Raw genomic sequence first — 24,439 nt, forward strand, 5'->3', positions numbered from 1 at the left:
CCTTTATAGTAGAATAGGATTTGGAACAATAAGGAACTTTAACGGAATAGGTCGGTAATTCGGTTAAAGTTCCTAAGGAACACTGGTACAAGTCGGAAGGAGCATGGATATGAAACAAAAGCTGTTTTACGCCATTTTGATTGCAAGCTTCGCCGTTAGCGCAATCGCCCATTACAGCGGGATGTCCAGCACGCTGCAATTTTTCCTGTGCTGTATTGCCGTCATATTCGCCGCGGGCTTCATGGGAAAAGCGACGGAAAGCGTGGCCCACTATGCCGGTCAGCGGGTCGGCGGATTTTTGAACGCTACGTTCGGCAATGCGGCCGAGCTGATCATCGCGATTTTCCTCGTCAAGGACGGCCTGCACGATATGGTCAAGGCGAGCATCACCGGCTCGATCATCGGCAACATGCTGCTCGTTCTCGGCCTCAGCGTGTTGTTCGGGGGCTTGAAATATAAAGTCCAAAACTTCAACGTCAAGCTGGCGGGCTACAACGCGTCTCTGATGCTGCTGTCCGTCGTGGCCTTGTTCATACCGGCGCTGTTTGCCAAAAGCTTCACCACCAAGGAAACGGACACGCTCAGCCTCGTTGTCGCCGTCATTCTGATATTGGCTTATGTGCTATGGCTGCTCTTCTCCATGATTACTCACAAGGAAGAGCTGAGCGACACCGCCTCTGTCCACGTCGAGGATGCGAACGCGCACGAGATGAATTGGAGCAAAGGGAAATCCATTCTGTTCCTGCTGCTCGCCACCGTCATGGTCGCTTTCATCAGCGAATGGCTCGTCGGTACGCTGGAGGAATTTACGCACAAGTTCGGCTTGTCCGAGCTGTTCGTCGGCGCATTCCTGATCGCCATCATCGGCAATGCTGCGGAGCACAGCGCCGCCATCTTCCTTGCCATGAAAAACAAAATCGGCGCCGCCGTCGAAATCGCCATCGGCAGCAGCTTGCAAATCGCCTTGTTCGTGGCCCCGGTGCTCGTTCTCGTCAGCTATTTCATGGGCAATACGATGAACATCGTCTTCACCACTTACGAGCTCGCCGCAATCGGGGTATCGGCGGTGATCGCCAAGTCCATTTCCCAGGACGGGTCGACGAGCTGGTACGAAGGCGTGCTGCTGCTGGTCGTCTATGTCATATTGGGGATCGCGTTTTTCCTCGTGTAAATCGGCCGGCTACGGTTTACGGAACTGTGTTCCGCTATTCGCCTGCGAAAATCGTATATTCCAAAAATAAAGGAACTCACGTCCGTAATTCAGCCTCCTTGCTGCGTTTTTCCATGAAAATCGGGAGGATTACGGAATGAAGTTCCTTTATTTGATGGATGTGCCGGAAACCGGCGGGTTTAACGGAACATAGTTCCTCTATTCTTTCGGATAAAAAAACGAGCGGCTCGCCGGGAGCTACTCGTCTTTGTTTTTGGCCAACGCCTCGTGCAATTGGGCCAGCTTGCGCTCCAACTCGCTCAAGATGCTCTTGCCGACTATTTCGGAAATAAGTCCCGCGCGCGCCGCGAAGTCGATTTCCCGGGAGAGCCCATACATCTGTGTATCCAACACCTCTTCATAAAGAGGGCATCTGCGATTCGTTAACGATTCCATCTGGATTTGAATCAGCTTCTCGATGTTGTCCGCATCTTCTTGAAGAAGCGTCAACGCTTTCTGGTGCAAGCTGTCCATGACGTCCGATGAAGACATCCCGTTTCCCCCTTTGCGCAAAGCTCATCCAGCTTCTATAAGCTTATGATAGACGAAAACCGGCGATTACACAAGCGATAAGAAACGAATGCCCGATTTTTCGGATTGAATCCGCACGGGCCAGCCGATACAATAAGATCGAACCTATACACAGTGAGGAGCACGCGGATGAACGCGGAAACGAATCCTTTCAACCGAAGCTTCGATCATTTGGAAGCTTTGGCCGATACGATCGGCGAAGTGCTGGAAGCGCCCGTTACGATCGAAGATGCAAACCATCGCCTGCTCGCTTACAGCAAGCATGATCTGCATACGGACGCGGCCCGAATCGCCACCATTATCGGCAGGCGGGTACCCGAGAATGTTATAGGCAGCCTATGGAAGGACGGCGTCATCCCCCGCCTGATGGAAAGCGACGAGCCGCTGCGTGTGAAATCGATCGGCGAAGTCGGGCTCGGCGATCGTGTCGCCGTCTCGATACGCAAGGACAATCATGTCCTCGGCTATATATGGGCGATCGAGGCATACCGCCCGTTGGACCAAAAGGCGCTATACCAATTAAAAATGGCGGCCGGCGCCGCAAAAATCAAGCTGCTGCGGCTGCAGACGCAAAGGCGCAAAGAGGACGAGGAGCGCCGCGACTTGTTCTGGGAGCTTCTGACCGGCCACCATAAGACGATTCAGCAGGCAAACTCGAAAGCCCAGGCGCTCGGCATCCGGCTTCCCGGAACGTTTTGCGTCACCGTGTTCCAATTCCGCTCCGACGTCAACGACACGCTCCATCAGCAAATTCATTATATCGTTACGACGACGCAGCGGGTCCGCCCGGTGTTTCATGTCATAACCGGCAATCAGCTGATCGTGCTCGTGGCAAGCGCAAATGCGGCCCGTTTTTCCGCGGATGCGGCGGAGTTCGTAACGGCCTTTTGCCAACAAATCAACGACCGGTTCGCCAGCCCGCCGCTCGAAGCCGGCATCGGCGCCGTCTATGAAGAAATTACTTCCGTCGAACAAAGCTACCGCGAAGCGCTGACCGTGCTGCAGATCAAGGCACAGTTCCCCGCGGAGACAGGGACGATCGTCCATTATCACGAGCTCGGCTATTATCGCTATCTTCCTTACTTTCTCGAACAGAAGCGGCTGCACCGGTATGAGAATCCGTGCTTGAGACGGCTTCGTGCGTACGATCGGGAACATCATGCCAATCTCCTCGAAACGCTGGAGATGTTTCTCGCTGCCGGCGGAAACGCCAAAGAGGCGGCCGACGCGCTTCATGTGCACACGAATACGCTGGCATACCGGCTGAAGCGGATCGCGGATATCGGAGGGATCGATTTCACGAACACCGATCAACGAATAACGCTGTTTTTGGATATCAAAACGGATAAATGGAGCGGGAGCCCGGAGACTTTGTGATTTTTCACAAGCCCGGTCTCTTTTTTTCTCGGTTCGGGACGAAGCCGTACGGCTTGTTCGCACGTATACTTGTATCGATAACGTGCGGGGGAGCTGGAAAACATGAGAATCGGCATACCGAAAGAAATCAAAAACAACGAAAACCGGGTGGCGATTACGCCTGCCGGAGTAATGGCGCTGGCCAAAGCCGGGCACGAGGTCCGGATCGAGAACAATGCGGGCGCCGGAAGCGGCTTCCGCGACGAAGATTATGCGGCGGCGGGCGCCGTCCTGTGCGCCGAAGCTTCCGATGTATGGGACCGTTCGGACATGGTCATGAAAGTGAAGGAGCCGCTGCCCGAAGAATACCGGTTTTTCCGGCAAGAGCTGATCTTGTTCACTTATTTGCACCTGGCGGCCGAGCCGGAGCTTGCGAAAGCGCTCACAGCAAAAGGCGTGACCGCCATCGCTTACGAAACGGTGCAAGTGAACCGCACGCTGCCGCTGCTCACTCCGATGAGCGAAGTGGCCGGACGGATGGCCGCGCAAATCGGCGCGCAATTTCTGGAGAGGCCAAAAGGCGGCAAAGGCATTCTTCTCGGCGGCGTCCCCGGCGTGAAGCGCGGAAAAGTGACGATCATCGGAGGCGGCGTAGTCGGCACGAATGCGGCCAAAATCGCGATCGGGCTGGGCGCCGACGTTACGATCATCGATATGAACGCGGAGAGGCTGCGGCAGCTCGACGACATATTCGGCACGCAAATCCATACGCTCATGTCCAATCCGCTTCATATTGCGGAGGCGGTAGCCGAATCCGATCTCGTTATCGGAGCGGTCCTCATTCCGGGTGCCAAAGCACCGAAGCTAGTCCCGGAAAGCGCCGTCCGCTCGATGTCGCCGGGCTCCGTCATCCTCGACGTCGCGATCGACCAAGGCGGCATATTCGAAACCGTCGACCGTCTCACAACCCATGACAGCCCTACTTACGAAAAATTCGGAGTCGTCCATTACGCGGTAGCGAACATGCCGGGTGCCGTACCCCGTACCTCTACGATGGCCCTGACCAACGCCACGCTGCCTTACGCGCTCGAAATCGCCAATCACGGAGTACTTGCACTGTCACGCAACGAAGCGCTCCTGAGCGGCGTCAACACGATGCGGGGGGCCGTCACGCATCCGGCGGTTGCCAAAGATTTGGGCTACGCGTTCGTCCCCGTCGGGCAGGCGGTTTGATCCGCACAGATTGTGCTTGAGGTCTAAAGAAAAACGACTACTTCAAAGGGTGAGCGACCGCTACTCTCACTCCGAAAACCGGAAGTTTGCCATGCTCTTCAGAAGCTCATACTTCGCTTTAGCCATTTAACAAAGTTAACGTAAGGCATGTCAGGTGAACAACGAACCGTATTTGCTTATTTGTAAACCTCATTGCGCTATCTGGCTCCATTTCTCGGGAATTTGACGATTAGTGAACCTGGCGTAACTATTACTGAACTTAAGTTCAGTAATAGTAAAATTTGGTTCGCTACTTCCCGAATTCGCCCATCTGGCAAGTAAATAGCGCATTAAAGTTCAGTAATAGTGAAGTTTGGTTCGTACAGACCCATATTCAACTGATTAGTAGAAATCGACTGATATTTCATGCAGAAAGGCTGTCCCGATTTTGATCGGGACAGCCTTTCTCATCTTAAAGCCAACTATATAACGATTACTCGCTTACTACGTTTACGATCAAGCTATGCTTCTTGAACACATCCACCATTGCAGTCGTCGCTTCTGCGGCGTCGGGACCGTGCACGTGCAAATCGTAAGTGCCCGTATCGAGCAAAGTCGTAAACAGGCCGAGTATGCTTTTGACGTCGATGAATTTATTTTCATATTGGAGAACGATGGAAGCTCTGAATTTGTTGGCTGTTTGCGAAATTTCTACGATTGCCGCGTTGCTTGCGCTTGTCATGAACAATCCCTCCAAGTAGAAGCGGCACTAGTCCGACTTCCGTATTTAATTACTATCTTATCGAAGAACGCGTATTCGCGCAACGATCATTTTGCCTGAATATGCTTACTTCAAATGCTCGGGGTTGAGCCCTTCGAGCTCCGGAATGACGAAACGGCCGTCTTTACGGATCAGGACATCGTCGAAATAAATTTCTCCTCCGCCGTATTCGGGCCGCTGGATCAGCACCAGGTCCCAATGCACCGATGACCGGTTGCCGTTGTCGCATTCCTCGTACGCTTGGCCCGGAGTGAAATGAAGGCTGCCGTCGATCTTCTCGTCGAACAGCGTATCCTTCATCGGATGCAAAATGTGCGGATTGAAGCCTAGGCTGAATTCGCCGATGTAGCGCGCGCCTTCGTCCGTATCCAGCACCTCGTTCAACCGTTTCGTATCGTTCGCCGTCGCTTCGACGATTTTGCCGTTCTCGAAACGGAAGCGGACATTCTCGAATGTAATGCCCGAGTTGACGCTTGGCGTATTGTAAGACAGCACCCCGTTGACGGAATCCCGCACCGGGCAGGAGAATACTTCCCCGTCCGGAATGTTGCGGTGTCCCGCGCATTTTTTGGCGCCGATGCCTTTGATCGAGAACGACAGGTCGGTACCGGGGCTTATGATTCGCACTTTGTCGGTACGGGTCATTAAATCGGCTAGCGGATTCATCGCCGCGTCCATTTTCCGGTAATCCAAATTGCAGACGTCGAAGTAAAAATCCTCGAATGCGCGCGTGCTCATATTGGCCAGCTGAGCCATCGACGGGTTCGGGTAGCGCAGGACGACCCATTTCGTCTTCTTGACCCTGCGTTCCAGATGGATCGGCTTGTAATAAATGCTTTTGTACAAATCGTGCTTGTCGCTCGGAACGTCGGACATTTCGTTAACGTTTTCTCCCGAACGGACGGCTATGTAGCAATCCATTTGCTCCATCCGGCGCAAATCCATCTCGGCCCAATGCTCGAGCTGCTCTTTCGTAATCGACTGGAGCAACGAGCTTAGAACGGCGCGGTCTTCGTACAGCACGTAAGGGTATCCGCCTTTGGCGTGAACTTCCTCTACGAGACAACGGACAATTTCCCGCTCGGAGCCGATCATTTCGATCAGCACTTTTTCGCCGGGCTTCACGTCCACGGAATAGCCGACCAGATTGGCGGCCAAAGTTTGCAGGCGGGAATCTCTCATAAGCGGAATCATCTCCTTAGATGGGATCGGTATCGTCACGCTTGGCGGTCCATTTCTGTTTCACCCAGTGGCCCAGCCAAAGCAGCAGAACGAACAGCAGCAACACGATCATCAGCCGGCCTTTATGCTCTTTGAACCGGATCAGGTCATGACCGATCAGCGTCTCCATCCATACGATCGGCAGCTTGCCGATGACCGTAGCGGCAAAAAACGGCCGGAACCGGATTTTCGAAACACCGGCGCCGAAATTGACGAGCGACGAAGGAATGACCGGCATGAGCCGGCAAAGCAGCGTGTAGAAGAAGCCGTTATGCGCAACCTTTCGGTTGAATGACCGAACGTAAGCGTATTTAGCCAGCTTCGTCTCCACATAGTCGTGAGCGACATACCTCGCAATGAAAAAAGCGGCCGCCGCGGAAACGCATGACATCGCGTAATTAATCGCAAATCCGCCGTACAAGCCGAACACGTAAGCATTCGCACCGGCTATGAGCACGAACGGGATGAACGGGAACCAGGTTTGAAAAAAAATGGCCATCATTCCCGCCAGCACCGCAAATATGCCGAGAGAATGAAGCAGATCGGCCAATTGCTCGACATTGCCGTGCCGCAGCTCCCGTCCCGGTTCGGTGAATAGGACGAAATAGGCGACCGCCCCGAACAAGGCGAGCGGAATGGTGAATTTCCAACCGAGACGAATGTTGTTCAATCCGATAAGCCCTCCTTGTTTGCCCTGCTCCCCATTCGCCCACCGGGCAACCCGACGCTACCCGAAATAAAAGGAAAAAAGCCCCGTCCGGCCCCAAAATCGTTTGCTGTGCATCCGAATGAATCGCGGTCGACCAGAAGCTTTATTCATTGTATCACGGAATCGGGAGTTGTAAATGGAAACGAGGGCAAGCTTCCGCGCAGCTTGACCGTTCGGCTCGGCAGCGCATCAGGTACCGTTTGCGCGGCTATCGTAGCTGGTAAATTTGTAATCGATTAGCGTCGTTTCCCGTTTTTGCCCGCCGTCCGCATTATAGATCATTTCCGTCTCGATCTGCATTTTTTGCGGAAGTCTGCTGACCCGGTCCACCCATATCCGGTATACGGAATTCGCCTGCAGGGAGCCGTTCGCTTCATCGATGAGCCGCCTTGTCTTCTGCACGTTTTGGTCCAGCTCGCCCTTCATTCGGGCCGCTTCGCGCTCCGACAACCCGTGCTTCGTCCGCAGATCGGCCAGCTTCTTATCCGTGTCGAGCACGCCGGCTTGCCGGGCCAGCTGCTTTCTGACCGCATCGGTCGTCTCCGCGGCGTCCGGCGTAACCGTCAGCACGGTCAACCGGCTCTCCGTTTCGTCCCTCGCGCTCTCCACCCGCTTCTTCATCGCATTCAGCTGCTCCAGCTTATACAACGGGCTCCACGGCAGCAGCAGATTGGCGCTCTCCTCCGAACCCGACTCCGCCAATACCCACTCATTTTCTTTGCGGTTGAATACGACTTGATTCGCCTCCCGGTCCGCTTTCGCCGATCCGAGCGCTTCCGAGCCGCCCCCCCCGTACCGGTCGAACGCCATGGACAGCCGGTTATGTCCGGTCACTACTCCTTGAAACGCGCCCCCCGTCTGCATCGGCAAGCCGCCGACCGAAACGTTGGTCGTCCCTTCGAATCTGAAATTGTCGGTCCCGGATAACCCGGATATGGTCTGCTTCAGCAATTCGTCCGGATCGGATTGTATTCCCGTGAGCGAGCAGGACGTGATCAGCACGATACCCGCCGCGCAGGCGATCAGGGCGAACGCGAATCGCCGAAACCGGTTCCGATTTCGTTTCTTAAGCATGAAATCCCTCCTGAATAACGATGCTGAGCGTTTACCGTTCAGCATTAGCGTTTCCCCGGAATGGATTGTTATGCGTTTCCTTGCCGTCCGCTTACCCGATGCAAATGCGGTTTTTGCCGGAATGCTTCGCCTTGTACAGCGCCATGTCGGCCCGGTAGAACAGCGATTCCACACTGACTTTCTCGTCTTCCCGGTTCCAGTCCGACACTCCGCACGATACCGACACTTTCGGCGACGTTTCCGCGAGTACCCGCCGTCTTATCCGTTCGGCCACATGCATCGCCTGCTCCTTTGTCGCCTGCGACAAGTAGACGGCAAGCTCCTCCCCGCCCCAGCGCGAGGCGATGTCGCCTTCACGGATACAAGAGCGGATAATTGCGCTGACCTGGATAAGCACGCGATCCCCGATCTGGTGGCCGTGAGTGTCGTTCACTTTCTTGAAGTCGTCGATATCGACTACGACAAGCGAGCCGCAATAATCCTTTTTCTGGAACAAACCGATCTGATCGTCCAAATAATGCCGCGCGAACAATCCGGTCAGCCGGTCGGTCTGAACCATCTTGCGAACTTCCGCGTGAAGGCTGGCGTTCGAAACGGCAAGGCCGATATGGCCGGACAGCGTCTGCAGCAGCTTGTAATTGTCGTAGGAGAAGTAGTGGGCCCTGCGGTGCGTAACGAGAATGACGCCCACCACGCTGCCTTCGACCATAATGGGCGAGGCGAGTAATGAGCGGGAATTCGTGGCGTCCATCCATACCGATCGAATCGTTCTGTCGGCGTGATAATCCGATATAATGATCGGTTCCTTCGTAGTGACTACGCGCCCGGCGAAGCCATAATCGGTGGCGATGTGCTCGCTGAAGAAGGAAGCCGGCTCGCTCGCGCGCACGATCAGCTCGGAATTGGCTTTGTCCAGCTCCAGAATGCAAGAAAACTCCGCATCGAAAATATGGCGCAGTTCCGTGGAAGCGAAATGAAATATATCTTGCAGCTTCAGGCTTTGATTCAAGCGCTGCGTAATTTCGTTAATTAGACGAAGCTCGCTTACGAGTCGGTTCGATTGCTCGTACAGTCTGGCATTCTCGAAGGCGCTGCCCGCCGTGTCGGCCAGCATCGTGATGCCGTATATCGTCTCCGCATCCGGTTGTATTCCGTCCGTGATCGCAAGACGGAGCACTCCGTATACGCCCTGATTTCCCCGCAAAGGAAAAACGGCTTCATCCGGCTTCCCCTCGCCGTCGATCCCGACGACCAACCGTCCTTCGGTAAAGGCGAGCAAACGGCTGTCGCCGTCCAATTGCCGGAACAGCAGCGGCTTCACGGAGGCAATCGAGCAGTATTGGTCATGCGACAAATAAATTTCGAATGTTCGTCCGGACAACAGCTGCTCCAGTATGGAGATCAGCTCCGTCAACACTTGGTCGACATCGTTGTGCTTATGGATCTGCATCGCCATCTCGTACAGCGCTTCTTTGCCGGAGGCTTTCCTCTCCAGCTCGTCATAACGGGTGTGCAGGGCGCGGCTGCGACCTTCGGCGATCTCTTTCTCCATATAGGCTGCGAAGGCGATCCCGACGAGCTGCATGCTGTCGGCCAGTACCGTTTCCGGGGTACCGTCGCCGGCAATGCGGACCAAATAAGCGATAAGTGTGTTGTCTTCGGAGAATATGGGGAGTGATGCCAATACGTACGGATGGGCTTCAAGGCTTGAGGGCGGCCAATCCAGCGCGGCCGTCCGGTACGACCGGTCGCGTGTGCATGCGGTGAAAGCGGTTATAAACGGTTCTGAGAGAAACGATTCGGCGGTTACGGGATGCGCGGCGGCCTCCGGGCTGAACGGGTGGTGAATCATATAACGGCCGTCAGAATCGAAAAGCGCGTAAACATCCGAACGTCCGGGCATACGCTTCTCCAACTCGGCCGCAAACGTGCGGAAAGCATCCGACACTCCGGCTGCGAGTCGGTCCTGATGTGGCATTTCTCCCATAGCAAACCCCTTTAGTGAAACGTCAATACTCCTATCATACTAGATTGGCAATGCTTACGCATTAAAAATTAAATCAAGATTTGCTAAAGCCGGACGGACTTAGCTGCTATTGCTGCTTATAGTCCTTCTCATGCTTGACATTGCCTATAGTCTTCTTATAAAATAAGTAGTCGAGTGGAACAAGGTGTTTGTTTAATTGGCGACGCACGATGCGACCCTCACGGTATGCGTTACCGACGGACCAGCGGCTGAACTGTCTGTCGGGAAACGAACGGCAATCGCCCGTTTCGCAACGTCTACCGCGTCGGAACGTCTCCCCTATTCCGCCGCCTACTTGAGCAACGAAACACTATCGGATAAAGGAGCAACTTATACATGGCACGCTACACAGGTCCCAAATTCAAATTGAGCCGCCGCCTCGGCGTTTCGCTGAGCGGAACGGGCAAAGAATTGAAACGCGCATTTCCTCCAGGACAACACGGTCCGGGTCAACGCAAGAAGCTGAGCGGCTACGGCATCCAGCTGCAAGAAAAACAAAAGCTCCGCCACATGTACGGCTTGGGCGAGAAGCAATTCCGCAATCTGTTCGACAAAGCGTCCAACATGCAAGGGATTTCCGGCGAAAACTTCATGGTCCTGCTCGAAAGCCGTCTGGACAACCTCGTATACCGTCTCGGCTTGGCTAACTCCCGCGCCGGCGCCCGTCAGCTCGTCGCTCATGGCCATGTAACGGTAAACGGTAAAAAAGTAGACATCCCTTCTTACACGGTAAGCACGGGCGACGTGATCGGCCTGCGCGAAAGAAGCCGCGGACTTTCTTCCATCAAGGAAGCATTGGCTAACCGCAACTTCCTGCCGAACTACCTCGAGTTCGCCGATTCGTCGATGGAAGGCAAGTATATCCGTCTGCCGGAGCGCTCCGAGCTTCCGCAAGAAATCGACGAAAAGCAAATCGTCGAGTTTTACAGCCGTTAATGATCAATCCCCCGAGCGATTCGCTTGGGGGATTTTTTGTTTTGCTCAGGGAACTGAGGGTTCCCCCAGAAGTATTAACAATAGCATTGATCGATGCAAATTCTATGATTTAGCTGCCAAGGGAACCTTCACTTCTGGGGGATTAACTTAATTTTGGCGAATTTGCGTTTTCCGACTTGGATCACATCTCCGTCGGCAACCGGAATCTCGGCATTCGGATCGGAGACTTTCGCTTCGTTATGCTTCACCGCGCCCTGAGCGACGCTTCGTTTCGCTGCCCCGTTCGATTCCTGCAAGCCGAGGGCGACGAGCAGCCGAACAATGCGGATCGAACCGTTATCGAGCTCGGCGGCGGATAGCCGTACTTCCTCGATCTCATCCGGCAGCGCCTTTTGCTGGAACACCGTGACGAAGTGGCGCTCCGCTTCTTCGGCAGCCGCCTCCCCATGGTACATGCGCACGAATGTGAAGGCGAGCTTCATCTTGGCGTCACGCGGATGCAAGCTTCCGCCGGCCAGCTCGGCTTTCAGCTCCGCCAGCTCTTCTCCGGTCAAATCGGTCGCCAGCTCGTAATATTTGACCATCAGCTCGTCCGGCACGGACATCGCTTTCCCGTAAATCTCGTTCGGCTGCTCGTCGATGCCGATATAATTGCCGAGGCTTTTGCTCATTTTCTGTACGCCGTCAAGCCCTTCGATCAGCGGGAGAATAATTGCCGACTGCTGTCGCTTGCCGTACTCCTTCTGCAGCGTCCGCCCCATCAGCACATTGAATTTCTGATCCGTTCCGCCGAGCTCGACGTCGCTCTCCAGCTCGACCGAGTCGTAGCCTTGCATGAGCGGGTAAAAAAATTCGTGAACGCCGATCGGCTGCCCTCCCGTGTACCGCTTCGTAAAATCGTCGCGCTCCAATATGCGGGCAACGGTCACTTTGGCCGACAACTGGACGACATCGGCGAAGTTCAGCTTGTTCAGCCACGCGGAATTGTAGTAAACGGTCGTCCGCCCCGGCAGCAACAGCTTGTAGATTTGTTTCTGATACGTCTCGGCGTTCCGCTTCACATCTTCTTCCGAAAGCTGCTTGCGCGTCTCCGATTTGCCAGTAGGGTCGCCGATCCGCCCGGTAAAGTCGCCGATGATCAGCTGCACTTCGTGCCCGAGATCCTGGAATTGCCGCAGCTTGCGCAGCACGACCGTATGACCTACATGGAGATCCGGCGCGGACGGGTCCATTCCGAGCTTCACTTTGAGTGGAATGCCCGTTAGCAGCGACCGTGCGATGCTTTCCTTCAAGTCTTCCTCCGGCACGATTTCCACGACGCCGCGGCGAATCGTATCCAGCTGGCGCTCCGCCTCCCTTTTCTGCTGCTCTGTCAATTGTTCCCATGCTTCCATTGTAGTCAACCTCCCCAAGTAATACCCCCAAAAGTAAAGCCTGCGCCGAATTACTTTCGGGGGAGCATTCAAACACAAATAGCCCTCCCGTCCACAAAGGGACGGGAAGGCTTAGACCCGCGGTACCACCCTGATTATTTCAATCCGCGCTCCCGCAAATCATTGCGGCGAACTAAATTGAAATCACTCGGCATAATAACGGGATTTCCCGGCGAAAACTTGGCGCAGCAAACGCGCTTCCCTTTCCGCGGCTCCGGACCGTACTTCGGCAGGACGGCGCATCCCGGCTCGCAGCGAACGCCGGTTCTCTGTAATGCTTACTCCACCCGCTTACTAGCTCCCCGCCGTGCGGCGGCAGAGCAATCCATCTCAGCTTTGACCGTTTTCAATTATTTCATCAGTTATATCATAAAGACGGCGAGAAAGTCAAACCATTAATTATGTGGTATAATAAGCCTGTTGTACCTGAAGGAGGATCGAGGAATGGCCAAGGACTTATCGAATAAACCTACCCCCGTACCCCGCAGCAAGTGGAGAAAAGCGGGGCGGATCGCCCTGACAACGCTCAAATGGACGTTCGCCGCCTGCGTCATCGCCGGATTTTTGGGAGCCGGGGCTGCATTCGGCTATGTAAGCGCCCTTGTCAAGGACGACCCGGTTCGTCCGAAAGACGAAATCGTGGAAAAAATTAATGAAAATGCGATTACCGGCTTCGTCTACTTCAACGACGATATGCCGATCGGCCAGCTGCGATCGGAAGAAGACCGCCGCCCCATCGGCATTCAAGAGCTGCCCGATTTGGTGAAAAATGCTGTATTGGCCATTGAGGACCACGAATTTTACAGCCACTATGGTGTCAACCTGAGAGCCTTTACCCGCGCCGTTACCCAGAAGCTCACGAACGCCGACGTGCAGACCGGCGGGAGCACGATTACCCAGCAGGTCGCACGTCGCGTATTTTTGTCACTGGACCGCAACGATAACCGGAAGGCGAAAGAAATCTTTTTGGCGCTTCGGCTGGAACGGCTGCTGTCCAAAGATCAGATCCTGCTCGCTTATTTAAACAAAATCCCATACGGCAACGGCTCGTCCGGCTACAATCTATACGGGATCAAAGCGGCTGCCAAGGGCATCTTCAACATCGACGATCTGAATCAGCTCAACGTGGCCCAAGCCGCCTATTTGGCGGGGCTTCCTCAGCTGCCGTCCAAATTTTCAGCTTTTACGAGTCGCGGAGAAGTGGACGAGAAAGGGTTTGCGAACGCAGTCGAACGGACGAAGCTTGTCCTGAAGCGGATGCTCGAAGAAGGCGTATTGACTCAGGCGCAGTACGACGAGGCGCTAGCCTTCGACCTCAGAAGCTCGCTCGCCAAGTCGGAACAAAAGGCTTATAATACATATCCTTACTTGATGCTGGAAGTGGAACGGCAAACGACCGACATATTGGCGAACCTTGCCAACCCGAATTTGAATAAGGATACGAAACAAGGCCAAGAGAAATATGCGGAGGCGGTCAAGCAGGCGCACGAGGATTTGCTGCGCAAAGGCTATCACATTTACACGACGATCGATAAAACGCTGTACGATGAAATGCACGTCATATCCGACAATAAGGACAACTTTACGCCGGACGACAAGGACAAAGGGGTCGAGCAAATCGCCGCGATCGCCCTGGACAACAAGACCGGAGCCATTCTCGGGATGATCGAGGGCCGCGACTTCTACAAGGAGCAGATGAATCTGGCCACCCAGATGACCCGCCAGCCGGGTTCGACGATGAAGCCGATCGCCGCCTACATTCCCGCCATCGAGAAAGGCTCGATATCGCCCGCCTCGATCATCGACGACGTACCGGTCGTGCTGAAGGACGGCTCCAAAGGATTTCATCTGCCGGAAAACTGGGACAACGATTTCCACGGGCTCGTCACGGCCCGCCAAGCATTGAACCAATCGTACAATATTCCGGCCATCAAGCTGTTCCTGAACGTCGTAGGAATTAACAACGCTTGGGACTTCGCCAAGAAGCTCGGAATCACGACGCTCGAGAAGAGCGACTACAACGCGCAAACCGGCGTTATAGGCGGATTGTCCAAAGGCGTATCGGTCGAAGAATTGACGAATGCCTACAGCTCGATACCGAATAAGGGCGTTTTTACCGACACGTATTTGATCCGCAAAATTACCGACTCGGACGGCAATATCGTATACGAGCACGAGCTGAAGCCGACCGCCGTATTCTCGGAGGAAACGGCCTATCTCATTACCGACATGATGAAAACGGTCGTCAGCTCCGGTACGGCGACGCTCTTGAAGAAAGATTTCAAATATTACAACAAAGTTCCGATCGCCGGCAAAACGGGCTCCACCCAAAACGACGGCGACGCCTGGTTCGTCGGCTACTCTCCGGATATTACGGTCGGCGTATGGGCCGGATACGACCAGCAAAAACATACGTTGAAAAAGACGGGCTGCGACAAAAACGGCGAGCTGGGCTGCGGCACGCAGCGCGCCTTGAAAATATGGGCCAAAGTGATGAACGCCGTCGTCGAGAAACGCCCCGAGCTGATGCCGACGAAAGAATTTACGAAACCGGCCAGCATTGTCAGCATGTCGGTATCGGCTTACTCGGGCAAACTGCCGAATGCTCAAACGACGGCCGCCGGCAAAACGGTGACGGACATTTTCAACAAGAAGTTTATACCGACCGAGGAAGACCAAGTTTTGATCAAACAGAAGTACATCGCCTACAACGGCAAAGTATACGTGCCGCAGCCGGGCACTCCGCCCGACATGGTCATGGAGAAAACCGTCGTCAAGCGGGAGAGGCCGATTGCCGATATCATCAAGGAGATCGAGGCGATTTTGCCGCAGCTCCCCGCAAACAACCGGCCTGACATATCGCACTATTATCCGCTCGACTACGAGAATGACGCAGCCTACGAGGTAGATCCCCGCGCCGACGACGGGCAGCCTCCGAGCCCTCCGGCCGGCGTAACCCTGAAGCGTTCGGGCGAAAAGACCGAGATCACGTTCCAGGAGGCCGGAAGCGCGGATATAGTCGGATATCGGCTGTACAAATCCGAAACCGGTGTCGGAGGCTTTCAGCGGGTATCCGGCAAAGTGGTATTGACCGGACACGACCTGTTGTTTACCGATATCGGCAGCGCTCAGCGTACCGTCGGCTATTATGTCACGGCTGTCGACGTCGCCGGCAAAGAATCGAAGCCAAGCAAGGTCGTATTGTCCGACGGGGGGACCCTCGATATGACTTCCCCGCTGGATGCTCTCGGCGTACCGAACGGCCAAACCGGCAGCGGCGGTACAGGAACCGGATCGGGAACGGGAACCGGCGGCAATACGGGTAAGCCGGACGACAATAAACCGGGGAGCACTACGGGCAGCAAAACGCCGCCTTCCGTACCCAAAAACGTCGCCGTCAAAGCGTCTGGCGCCGGTCTGGAAATTACTTGGTCCGCCAATCCGAGCAACGAAGGCGTCAAACGGTATGAGGTACAGTACAGCGACAAGGAACAAGGCACGTACAAGAAGCTGCTGTCGACCGAGACCAACAAATTGAACTACTATGCAATCGTATTCGACGGCTGGTATCGGGTCGTCGCCGTTAACGACGCCGGCGAATCGAAGCCTTCTCCGTCCGTGCAGTTCAAGAGCAAAGCCCCGTAAACGCGGAAAAACAGCATCGACCTCCATGGAGGCCGATGCTGTTTTTGTTGGAGTGCCATTTTACTTGGCCGTCGTCACATCGCGGATAAATTTACTTAGCCCCGGCATGCCCGAACCGGCCGCATCGCGGAGCGCTTCCTTCCGATCGTAAGCGACGCGGACGATTTGGACCGAGAACCCGGAATGAGACTCCCCGTCCATTTCGCCCTCCATGACGACATACGAGGCGAGCGGGATTTGATCGAGCGGCAGACCGACACTGCCTGCGTTTACGAGAAAAAGACTCTCGAGCGGCAACACGTAAGCCATATGGATATCGCCGTACAGGACGAAGTCCGGCTCCTCCCCTTTCCGCCCGAGCCAGTCGCCGGTCAGCTGCGTATTCAGGAACATCGACATTTTCTCCGAAGCCGATGTTTTTAAGCGGATCCGATCGTACACGCTCGTCGGCGAAGCGTGCAGCAGCCGGACTTTGCGCCCGCTCCAATAGAAATCGTGGGAGAAAGGCAGATCGCGCAGGTAAGCGAGCCTGTCCGGTCCGAGTAAAGGCTGCGTCCAGAGCTGCCACACCCACTCCTCGTTTTCCGGCGGCAGCGTCAGCTTATGGTCCCAATTTCCTTGCAGCACGACCTCGCATCGTTCGCGAACCGTATCGACCGCTTCCGCCGGATGGGGGCCTTTGCCGGCGAGATCGCCCAAGCAAAAAACACGGCGTATTCCTCTTCTGTCGATATCGTCAAGAACGGCTTTCAGCGCGGGTAAATTGGCATGAATGTCGGAAATGACGGCAATCTGATCCATAGGATGTCCTCTCTCCGGAACCGTAGTAAGTTTCCAAGATTACCATCATAACGGACAACGTCTGATGATCGCAAGGTATAGTTTTATCATAACGGATTCGACGCTGCAAAAAACCCCGCCGGCGGTTGTACGCCTACGCGGGGTTGACTGCTCCTATATGCAGTAAAAGATCAATCCTCAATCGTCGAAAGATCCCCCGTCGGCAATCCGAGCTCCCACGCTTTTAGTACGCGCCGCATAATTTTGCCGCTTCGCGTCTTCGGCAGCTTATCCTTGAACTCGATTTCGCGCGGTGCCGCGTGCGCGGCCAGCCCTTCCTTGACGAACTTGGCGATGTCGGCCTTCAGCTCGTCGCTCTGCTCGAATCCGGCTCTCAGCGAGATGAACGCCTTTATAATTTCCCCGCGCAGCGGGTCAGGCTTGCCGATGACGCCCGCCTCCGCAACGGCCGGATGCTCGACGAGCTTGCTCTCCACCTCGAACGGTCCGACACGCTCGCCCGACGTGTTGATAACGTCGTCCACCCGGCCTTGGAACCAGAAGTAGCCGTCCTCGTCCATGTAAGCGGAGTCTCCCGATACGTACCAGCCTTGGAGACGGAAGTACTCCTCGTACTTGGCGGGATTGTTCCAAATTTTGCGCATCATCGACGGCCACGGCGTCTTGATCGCCAGATTGCCCATTCGATTCGGAGGCAGCACGTTGCCGCTGTCGTCCACGATCGCGGCGTCCGTGCCGGGTATCGGCTTGCCCATCGAGCCGGGCCGAATATCCATGCTGGGGTAGTTGCAAATCAATTGCGCGCCCGTCTCCGTCATCCACCACGTATCGTGGATACGATGCTTGTATACTTTCATTCCCCAACGGATCACTTCGGGGTTGAGCGGTTCGCCGACGCTCAGCACATGGCGCAGACTGGTCAAATCGAATTGCGCGACCATATCGTCGCCGGCGCTCATCAACATCCGGAATGACGTAGGCGCACTATACCATACCGTCACCTTGTTCTGCTCGATCGTCGAGTACCAGTCCTGCGGCTTGAACCGGCCGCCGCGGACTACGTTCGTCGCCCCGTTCAGCCATGGGGCGAACACCCCGTAGCTCGTTCCGGTCACCCATCCCGGGTCGGCGGTGCACCAATACACGTCGCTTTCCTTCAGATCGAGTACGATTTTGCCTGTATAATAATGCTGGATCATCGCATTGTGTACATGGAATACGCCTTTCGGCTTGCCGGTCGAACCGGACGTATAATGAAGAATAAGCCCGTCCTCGCGGTCTACCCATTTGATCGGCAGCGTTTCGGACGCTTGCGCCATTTCCGCTTTGAAATCGACTTGCCCAGGTTCTGTCCGGATTCCGTCGCCCACTAGAATGACATGCTTCAGGTGCGGCAGATCGGCTACCGGGACGCGCGGCAGCAGCGCGGGCGTGGTCACGATGGCGACGGCTTGGCTGTCTTCCAGACGGTCGCGGACTGCCTGCTCCATGAACGCTTCGAACAGCGGGCCGACGATGGCGCCAATCTTGATCGTACCGAGCAGAGCATAATACAGCTCCGGCGTACGCGGCATGAAGATGAAGACGCGATCTCCCTTCTGCACCCCTAGCTTGCGGAGCACATTGCCGAATTTGTCCGAATTCGATTTCATTTGCCCGTATGTGACGGCTTCGTTACGGGTTGCGTCGCTGTAATACAGCGCCACTTTGTCCCGGCGTCCGGCCTCGACATGGCGGTCGATCGCCTCGTAGGCCATATTCACTTTGCCCGTCGTATGCCAGGAGAACTGCTTCTCCACCTCGGACCAATCGAATGCGCTGCGGGCTTCCTCGTAGCTTCTCAAGTTGGCATCCGTTGCGGTTGCCTTCATGATTTCCGTTTGCTCGTTGCTCATACTTCACTTTCCCTCCCGTAAACTTCGACATATGAAACGTTTTCACAAAGTCTAGTTGTCCGAAAAGCAACATTAGGGTGAAAGTTTTGTGGCAATCCCATTATACCATATCCAAAAAGACCTCACATTGCTTTTCATTACCGGTCTAATCTGATATAAGTAGCATAGGGGCTTTTCAATAGAACGACCGCATCCGGAAAGGAGAAGCCAGTTCATGGAGCACCGTAAAAGGTATCATTCGAAAGAGATCGACTTCGAAGGCAAAACGCTGCTGGTGGAAGGGCCCGTGCCGCCGGACCATCTGCGATCGCTGCGCATGCATTCCGACTTGGATGCGTTCCGGCGACCGAATGAGCAACACGATGCGCTCGTTGAAATATCCGAGCTGCCCGAAGGACGAATCATCCTGACCCGGGACGGTTCCACGATCGTCGGTTACGTCACGTTCCATTATCCCGACGAAATGGAGCGCTGGTCCGAAGGAAATATGGAAGATTTGCTGGAGCTCGGCGCGATCGAGGTAGCGGACGACTATCGTTCGATCGGGCTCGGCAAGAAAATGATCCAGCTTGCTTTTCGGGAAGAACAGTTGGAGAATATGATTGTATTCACGACCGAGTATTACTGGCATTGGGATTTGAAGGGCAGTCTGTCCAACGTGTGGGATTACCGCAAAATGATGGAGAAGCTGATGAAATCGGTCGATATGGTATGGTTCGCGACGGACGACCCGGAAATATGCTCGCATCCGGCGAACTGCCTCATGGTGCGCATCGGCAAAGAAGTTCCGCTTTCCTCGGTGGAACAATTCGATACGATCCGGTTTCATAACCGGTTTATGTTTTAATTAAACGGAGGACTGCTTTATGAGCAAAAATGCGGTGTACGTCTTCCACGAAGACGAATTGCAATACCGCTTCAACGATACGCATCCGTTCGATCCGGAGCGGCTGCTCATGACCCGCGATCTGCTGGAAAAGGCGGGAGCGCTGGAACAGTCGCAATTCCGCAAGCCGCCCAAAGCGGATGACGAACACATCTTGCTCGTGCATACGCCGGAATATGTCGCCGAAGTGAAAGCGTTAAGCGAACCGGTCCCTTCCGAGAAGTCGATTCGGGAGGCCGAACGGTTCGGCCTCGATACGGAAGATACCCCCTACTTCGCCAATATGCACGACATTACGTGTCAAATCGTCGGCGGCTCGATCGAGGCCGCGGACATCGTCATGTCCGGCCTGGCCGACCATGCGCTCCATCTTGGCGGCGGGCTTCATCATGCGATGCCGAACAAAGGGGCAGGTTTCTGTATTTATAACGATGCGTCGGTCGCAATCGCTTACATCCGCGAGAAATATAACGCCAAGGTGCTCTATGTGGATACGGACGTACACCACGGCGACGGCGTTCAATGGTCGTTCTACCACGATCCGAACGTGTGCACGCTGTCGTTCCATGAGACAGGCAAATATTTGTTTCCGGGTACGGGGGCTGTCAACGAGCGGGGCGACGGAGAAGGCTACGGCATGTGCATCAACGTTCCGGTCGAGCCGTACACCGAGGATGACTCTTGGATGGAAGGATTCGACGAGGCGATGGAGCGTGTCGTCCGTTTCTTCAAGCCGGATATTATCGTGAGCCAGCACGGCTGCGACGCCCATGCCCTGGACCCGCTCGCCCATGTGCACTGCAGCACCCGCATTTATATGGAAATGCCTTATACGATTCATCGTCTGGCGCATCAATATTGCGAAGGGCGATGGGTTGCCTTAGGCGGAGGCGGTTACGATATTTGGCGTGTCGTCCCCCGCGCTTGGAGCTTCCTGTGGCTGACGATGATCGATCATCCGCTTATCGAACGTTTGGCCCGCGAGCCGTCCCTCCCGCTCCCTGAAGCATGGCTGTCGGAATGGACGAAGAAAAGCCCGCTGGAGCTGCCTCACACATGGCTGGACGACGTCTCGCAGTGGGCGCCGATTCCGAGACGGGACGAAATCACCGAGAAAAACCGGCGTACCCGGGAAATCGCGCTCATGTATGTGCCGGAGTAAGAGAGCTTCTTTCCCCGCCCCGATAGAAATAACGTCGGATACACAATAAAATGCGCCGACTCCCTTCAGGAGCGGCGCATTTTTAGATCCGGCCAGCCTTCTATAGGTTCTCGACCATATGCTCGATGATCCGGAACGAACGATCGGCCGACTGAGCGGCGAATTCGGTGAAATTGACGTGAGCCGAGCCGTCCGCCTTGTCCGACATCGACCGAATGATCACGAACGGCGTTCCGTTCATCGCACATACCTGCGCCACCGCCGCTCCTTCCATTTCCGTACAAGCTCCTCCAAATTGTTCATGGAGCAGCTTGACCGTATCCCGGTCGGCGATAAACTGATCGCCGGACAATACGCGTCCTTGAACGGTATGTCCTTGCGTCACGCTCGCGCTTGCTTCCGCAGCCAGCGACACGAGCGCCGGTTCCGCGCGGAAAACGGACGATTCGGCGAACGGAATCGTGCCTCTGGCGAATCCGAGCGGAGAAGCGTCCATATCGTGCTGCTGGCAGTCGGTCGAGATGACGATATCCCCGATATCGAGAGACGGGTCGAGCGCTCCGGCCACGCCAGTAAATAGGATCGCGTCGACCCCGAAGCGGTCGATCAATATTTGCGTGCATACCGCCGCATTGACTTTGCCGACGCCGGATTTGCAAAGAACGACCGGTTTGCCGCAGAATATTCCTTCCTTAAAGAGGATGCCGGCTTTTTCCGTTACGGTTTCGTTGTCAAGCCGCTCCTCGATCCTCTCGATCTCTTCGGCCATCGCGCCGATCAAGCCGATCTTTTTGTACATAATTATTCCCCCAAAAGTGAAGTTTGCCTCTGCAGCTTATTCCGATTACTTTCGGGGGAGCCCCCAAAACCTTACCCCCAAAAGTGATGATTGACTTCGCAGCCTATTCCTTCCGCTTACCTATTCGGACAAAAAAAGAGGGCTCATTATACATGAGCCACGGACTTGCGTTGAATGACTTCGTGCGGCAGGAGAACTTTGGACATTTCCACGTTTTCCTTGTTCATCAGCTTCGTCAGCAGGCGCATCGACACGGCGCCGATATCGTACATCGGCTGGGCCACGGTCGTCAGCTGAGGACGTACCATCGAAGCCATCCGGATATTGTCAACGCTGATGACGGAAATGTCATCGGGCACTTTCAAGCCTTGGTCTTGGATCGCGTGGATCGCGCCGATCGCCATTTCGTCGGTTGCCGCGAATATCGCGGTCGGACGGTCGGACAGTCCGAGGAAATATTTCATCACTTCGTAGCCGGATTCATAACGGTAGTTACCGATGCGCACCAGCTCCTCCGTCACGGCGATACCCGCCTCCTCCAACGCCTTCTTGTAGCCTTGGTATCGGGCATATCCGTTGGCCGGATCGTGGAGCGTGCCGCTGATCATGCCGATTTGGCGGTGGCCTTGTCCGATCAACAGCTTGACCGCGTCATAAGCAGCCGCTTCATGGTCGATATCGACCGAAGGAATTTGATCCTTGTCGTCCGTAGTGCCGCACAGCACGATAGGAACCGTGGCGGTCTTGAACGCTTGAACGTGATCCTCGGTTACGGTGCCGCCCATGAACAGGAGCCCGTCCACTTGCTTTTCGAGCAGCGTGTTGATGACGCGAATTTCTTTTTCTTTCTTCTTGTCGGCGTTGCACAAAATAATATTGTAATGGTACATGTTGGCGATATCTTCGATCCCGCGGGCGACTTCGGAAAAAATCGAGTTCGATATATCGGGAATGACAACGCCAACCGTCGTCGTTTTCTTGCTCGCGAGGCCCCTTGCTACGGCATTGGGACGGTACCCGAGACGCTCGATCGCTTCGAATACTTTCTTTCTCGTTTGAGGCTTTACATTCGGGTTGTTGTTGACTACTCGCGATACGGTCGCCATCGATACGCCGGCTTCGCGGGCAACGTCATAAATCGTTACGGTCACTATGATCTACTCCAATATTCAGTCTACAAAACAAAGGAAACGTTTTCTCGTCATTTGCATCCATCATACGACAAAATAGCCCAAATCGCAATGAAAACACGGTTACATTTCGGTTACAGAATCCGTATTCAGCTTCTCGAGAAGCATCGATTCCGTAATTCTCCAATGAGACGCATGCCAGACGGCCCTTCTTCCTTGGACGAACAACGCTTGCGGAGACTCGTGCTTCACATTGAGCGATTCAGCGATCAGATTGGAAACCGGACGCGATTCGATAACGTGGACAAGCGCGTACTCGATTTCCGGATTCGGGTTTTTATGCAAATACTTCAGCCATTGCTCATAAGCCTCTGCGCTGATCGGGCAGCTCGTGCTGTGCTTGAAGACGAGCACGGGCGTCTCGGAGCTGGATTCGAGCAAATTCAGCCATTGTTTCGGAGATTCCAGTTCGACGATTTCCATTTGTCCGCACCTCACGCATCTGATCCGTTGCTATCTTATCGTATATACTATCAAAAATAAGGCAAAAAAGCCAACTCGCGTCGGCTTGTGGAAGCAGCTGCCGCCGTATAATCGGAATCGGCTCAACCTGCAGCGTCGTCATATGAAGTTTGCATCCGCTTTAACTCGGGTCCGTTTCAGGAAAGACGATATGTAGCCGTCATGTAGTTCGTAATTTGTTTCAGCCGGACGTGCAAGTCCTCCCTCCACTCGGCGTCGCCGAGCGACTGGGCAAGCAGCAGCAGATCGAGCAGCTCGTTGATTCGGTCTTCGATGATCGTGACGACTGGGAGATGTTTGTTGTCTTTATTCGTTACTTTATGGAGCAGATGCGCCAATTCGGATATGTCGTTGAACAAGACGGACCCCGCCTTCGGATTCGACCCCAAGGAGCGAATGTATCCGGTAAGCTGGGACTTTACAGGGGGAAACACTTCCGACCGCTGGCAGTCGTCGCACGAATAAATCGGGACGTTCTCGATCTCCATTTTGTTTTGAAAAATGACGGTACGCAACCGAATTTTCATCGTCGCGCCGCAGCTGCATGACTTTTGCACTGCAAAAAGCACTCCTTCCGGGCCGGTCCTGCTGTCTATGAACGGTATTTGATACAACAATATTCGATCTTGTACCGCATTCTCCTTCACGATACCGACTAGTATTTTTTGCTAACCGAGACGGTACTCTTGAACAGCCGGTCCACGAACGGGATAGAGAGCGCGAGCATCGCCAGAGCCGCCCCGATCGCGTCATTGCGCAGGTCCAGCACGTCCGGCGATCGACCGGGCACGAAACTTTGGTGATACTCGTCCGTGACCCCGTACAGCAGGCAGAGCAGCACGACAAGCGCTTTCCCGGACCAGGTCGAGGATCTCGGCAGAAGCGCCCAATAGAACGTGACAGCCAGCACGAAATAAACGATAAAGTGCCCCCAATCGAAAGAAGTCATCCACGGAAACCATTGTTGGAAAAAGGGCAGCAGCGTCCCCAGATCATTGTCCGTCTGGTGCGACATATAAAAGATGACCGCCATCCAGACGATTGCCGGCAAAAAGCGGAGCAACCGGTTCATAGGACTCTCCCCTTGTCTAATGCGCATTGTACATGCGC

The 24,439-nt window shown here is 54.8% G+C and carries 21 protein-coding genes; 7 read left to right on the top strand and 14 right to left on the bottom strand.

Annotated features, from left to right (window positions below; translation table 11 throughout):
- The first annotated feature begins 109 nt into the window (after positions 1 to 109).
- Positions 110 to 1,171, top strand: coding sequence for a calcium/proton exchanger (gene cax, locus FE783_RS27055; RefSeq protein WP_138882497.1), 1,062 nt, complete (start codon positions 110 to 112; stop codon positions 1,169 to 1,171).
- Positions 1,172 to 1,408: 237 nt separating this feature from the next.
- Here the strand turns inward: cax and FE783_RS27060 are convergent, their stop codons facing one another.
- Entirely contained in the window at positions 1,409 to 1,702 is a 294-nt protein-coding gene (locus tag FE783_RS27060; protein ID WP_138882498.1) for an Fpa/YlaN family protein, read from the bottom strand.
- A 168-nt stretch (positions 1,703 to 1,870) separates the two neighbouring features.
- Here FE783_RS27060 and FE783_RS27065 point away from each other — a divergent pair, with 168 nt between their 5' ends.
- Entirely contained in the window at positions 1,871 to 3,118 is a 1,248-nt protein-coding gene (locus FE783_RS27065) for a PucR family transcriptional regulator (RefSeq protein WP_138882499.1), read from the top strand.
- 102 nt (positions 3,119 to 3,220) lie between these two features.
- Positions 3,221 to 4,330 (top strand): alanine dehydrogenase, encoded by a 1,110-nt coding sequence (gene ald, locus FE783_RS27070; protein WP_138882500.1) that lies wholly within the window; start codon positions 3,221 to 3,223, stop codon positions 4,328 to 4,330.
- 472 nt (positions 4,331 to 4,802) lie between these two features.
- On the opposite strand, the gene FE783_RS27075 is transcribed toward ald, so the two are convergent.
- The 5 genes from FE783_RS27075 to FE783_RS27095 form a co-directional block, all read right to left on the bottom strand.
- On the bottom strand, positions 4,803 to 5,051 hold the full coding sequence (locus FE783_RS27075; protein WP_138882501.1) for an HPr family phosphocarrier protein: 249 nt from the start codon (positions 5,049 to 5,051) through the stop codon (positions 4,803 to 4,805).
- A gap of 105 nt (positions 5,052 to 5,156) precedes the next feature.
- Positions 5,157 to 6,272 carry an aminopeptidase gene (locus FE783_RS27080; RefSeq protein ID WP_138882502.1) on the bottom strand — a complete coding sequence of 372 codons (1,116 nt, stop codon included), beginning with the start codon at positions 6,270 to 6,272 and terminating at the stop codon, positions 5,157 to 5,159.
- Between the two features lie 16 nt (positions 6,273 to 6,288).
- Positions 6,289 to 6,981, bottom strand: a complete 693-nt coding sequence (locus FE783_RS27085) for a TVP38/TMEM64 family protein (RefSeq protein ID WP_138882503.1) — start codon at positions 6,979 to 6,981, stop codon at positions 6,289 to 6,291.
- A 228-nt stretch (positions 6,982 to 7,209) separates the two neighbouring features.
- Entirely contained in the window at positions 7,210 to 8,094 is an 885-nt protein-coding gene (locus FE783_RS27090) for a hypothetical protein (RefSeq protein WP_138882504.1), read from the bottom strand.
- A 91-nt stretch (positions 8,095 to 8,185) separates the two neighbouring features.
- A complete protein-coding gene (locus FE783_RS27095; RefSeq protein ID WP_138882505.1) occupies positions 8,186 to 10,081 on the bottom strand; it encodes a GGDEF domain-containing protein in 1,896 nt (631 codons plus the stop codon).
- Positions 10,082 to 10,456: 375 nt separating this feature from the next.
- Between FE783_RS27095 and rpsD the strand changes: the two genes are divergently transcribed.
- Positions 10,457 to 11,056 (top strand): 30S ribosomal protein S4, encoded by a 600-nt coding sequence (gene rpsD / locus FE783_RS27100; RefSeq protein ID WP_138882506.1) that lies wholly within the window; start codon positions 10,457 to 10,459, stop codon positions 11,054 to 11,056.
- 128 nt (positions 11,057 to 11,184) lie between these two features.
- On the opposite strand, the gene tyrS is transcribed toward rpsD, so the two are convergent.
- On the bottom strand, positions 11,185 to 12,450 hold the full coding sequence (tyrS, locus tag FE783_RS27105; protein WP_138882507.1) for a tyrosine--tRNA ligase: 1,266 nt from the start codon (positions 12,448 to 12,450) through the stop codon (positions 11,185 to 11,187).
- A 483-nt stretch (positions 12,451 to 12,933) separates the two neighbouring features.
- Here tyrS and FE783_RS27110 point away from each other — a divergent pair, with 483 nt between their 5' ends.
- Complete coding sequence (locus FE783_RS27110) at positions 12,934 to 16,134, top strand: penicillin-binding protein 1A (protein ID WP_138882508.1); 3,201 nt, start codon at positions 12,934 to 12,936, stop codon at positions 16,132 to 16,134.
- Between the two features lie 60 nt (positions 16,135 to 16,194).
- Here the strand turns inward: FE783_RS27110 and FE783_RS27115 are convergent, their stop codons facing one another.
- Positions 16,195 to 16,935: a metallophosphoesterase family protein gene (locus tag FE783_RS27115; protein ID WP_138882509.1), complete on the bottom strand. Its 741-nt coding sequence runs from the start codon at positions 16,933 to 16,935 to the stop codon at positions 16,195 to 16,197.
- 170 nt (positions 16,936 to 17,105) lie between these two features.
- The gene (gene acsA / locus FE783_RS27120; protein ID WP_138882510.1) at positions 17,106 to 18,830 is read right to left on the bottom strand and encodes an acetate--CoA ligase; all 1,725 of its coding nucleotides are present in this window, start codon (positions 18,828 to 18,830) and stop codon (positions 17,106 to 17,108) included.
- Between the two features lie 214 nt (positions 18,831 to 19,044).
- Between acsA and FE783_RS27125 the strand changes: the two genes are divergently transcribed.
- Positions 19,045 to 19,677, top strand: coding sequence for a GNAT family N-acetyltransferase (locus FE783_RS27125; protein ID WP_138882511.1), 633 nt, complete (start codon positions 19,045 to 19,047; stop codon positions 19,675 to 19,677).
- Between the two features lie 19 nt (positions 19,678 to 19,696).
- Positions 19,697 to 20,878, top strand: a complete 1,182-nt coding sequence (locus tag FE783_RS27130; RefSeq protein WP_138882512.1) for an acetoin utilization protein AcuC — start codon at positions 19,697 to 19,699, stop codon at positions 20,876 to 20,878.
- Between the two features lie 100 nt (positions 20,879 to 20,978).
- Here the strand turns inward: FE783_RS27130 and FE783_RS27135 are convergent, their stop codons facing one another.
- The 5 genes from FE783_RS27135 to FE783_RS27155 all read right to left on the bottom strand — a co-directional run bounded on the left by FE783_RS27135 (position 20,979) and on the right by FE783_RS27155 (position 24,401).
- Complete coding sequence (locus tag FE783_RS27135; RefSeq protein ID WP_202916272.1) at positions 20,979 to 21,680, bottom strand: 5'-methylthioadenosine/adenosylhomocysteine nucleosidase; 702 nt, start codon at positions 21,678 to 21,680, stop codon at positions 20,979 to 20,981.
- Between the two features lie 143 nt (positions 21,681 to 21,823).
- Positions 21,824 to 22,828, bottom strand: a complete 1,005-nt coding sequence (gene ccpA / locus FE783_RS27140; protein ID WP_138882514.1) for a catabolite control protein A — start codon at positions 22,826 to 22,828, stop codon at positions 21,824 to 21,826.
- Between the two features lie 102 nt (positions 22,829 to 22,930).
- A complete protein-coding gene (gene ytxJ, locus FE783_RS27145; RefSeq protein ID WP_138882515.1) occupies positions 22,931 to 23,290 on the bottom strand; it encodes a bacillithiol system redox-active protein YtxJ in 360 nt (119 codons plus the stop codon).
- A 176-nt stretch (positions 23,291 to 23,466) separates the two neighbouring features.
- Positions 23,467 to 23,886 carry a hypothetical protein gene (locus FE783_RS27150; protein WP_138882516.1) on the bottom strand — a complete coding sequence of 140 codons (420 nt, stop codon included), beginning with the start codon at positions 23,884 to 23,886 and terminating at the stop codon, positions 23,467 to 23,469.
- A gap of 98 nt (positions 23,887 to 23,984) precedes the next feature.
- Entirely contained in the window at positions 23,985 to 24,401 is a 417-nt protein-coding gene (locus FE783_RS27155) for a VanZ family protein (protein WP_138882517.1), read from the bottom strand.
- Positions 24,402 to 24,439: the final 38 nt, after the last annotated feature.

The sequence above is a fragment of the Paenibacillus mesophilus genome (assembly GCF_005938385.1).
In the GTDB taxonomy this organism is placed as follows: Bacteria; Bacillota; Bacilli; order Paenibacillales; family NBRC-103111; genus Paenibacillus_AB; species Paenibacillus_AB mesophilus.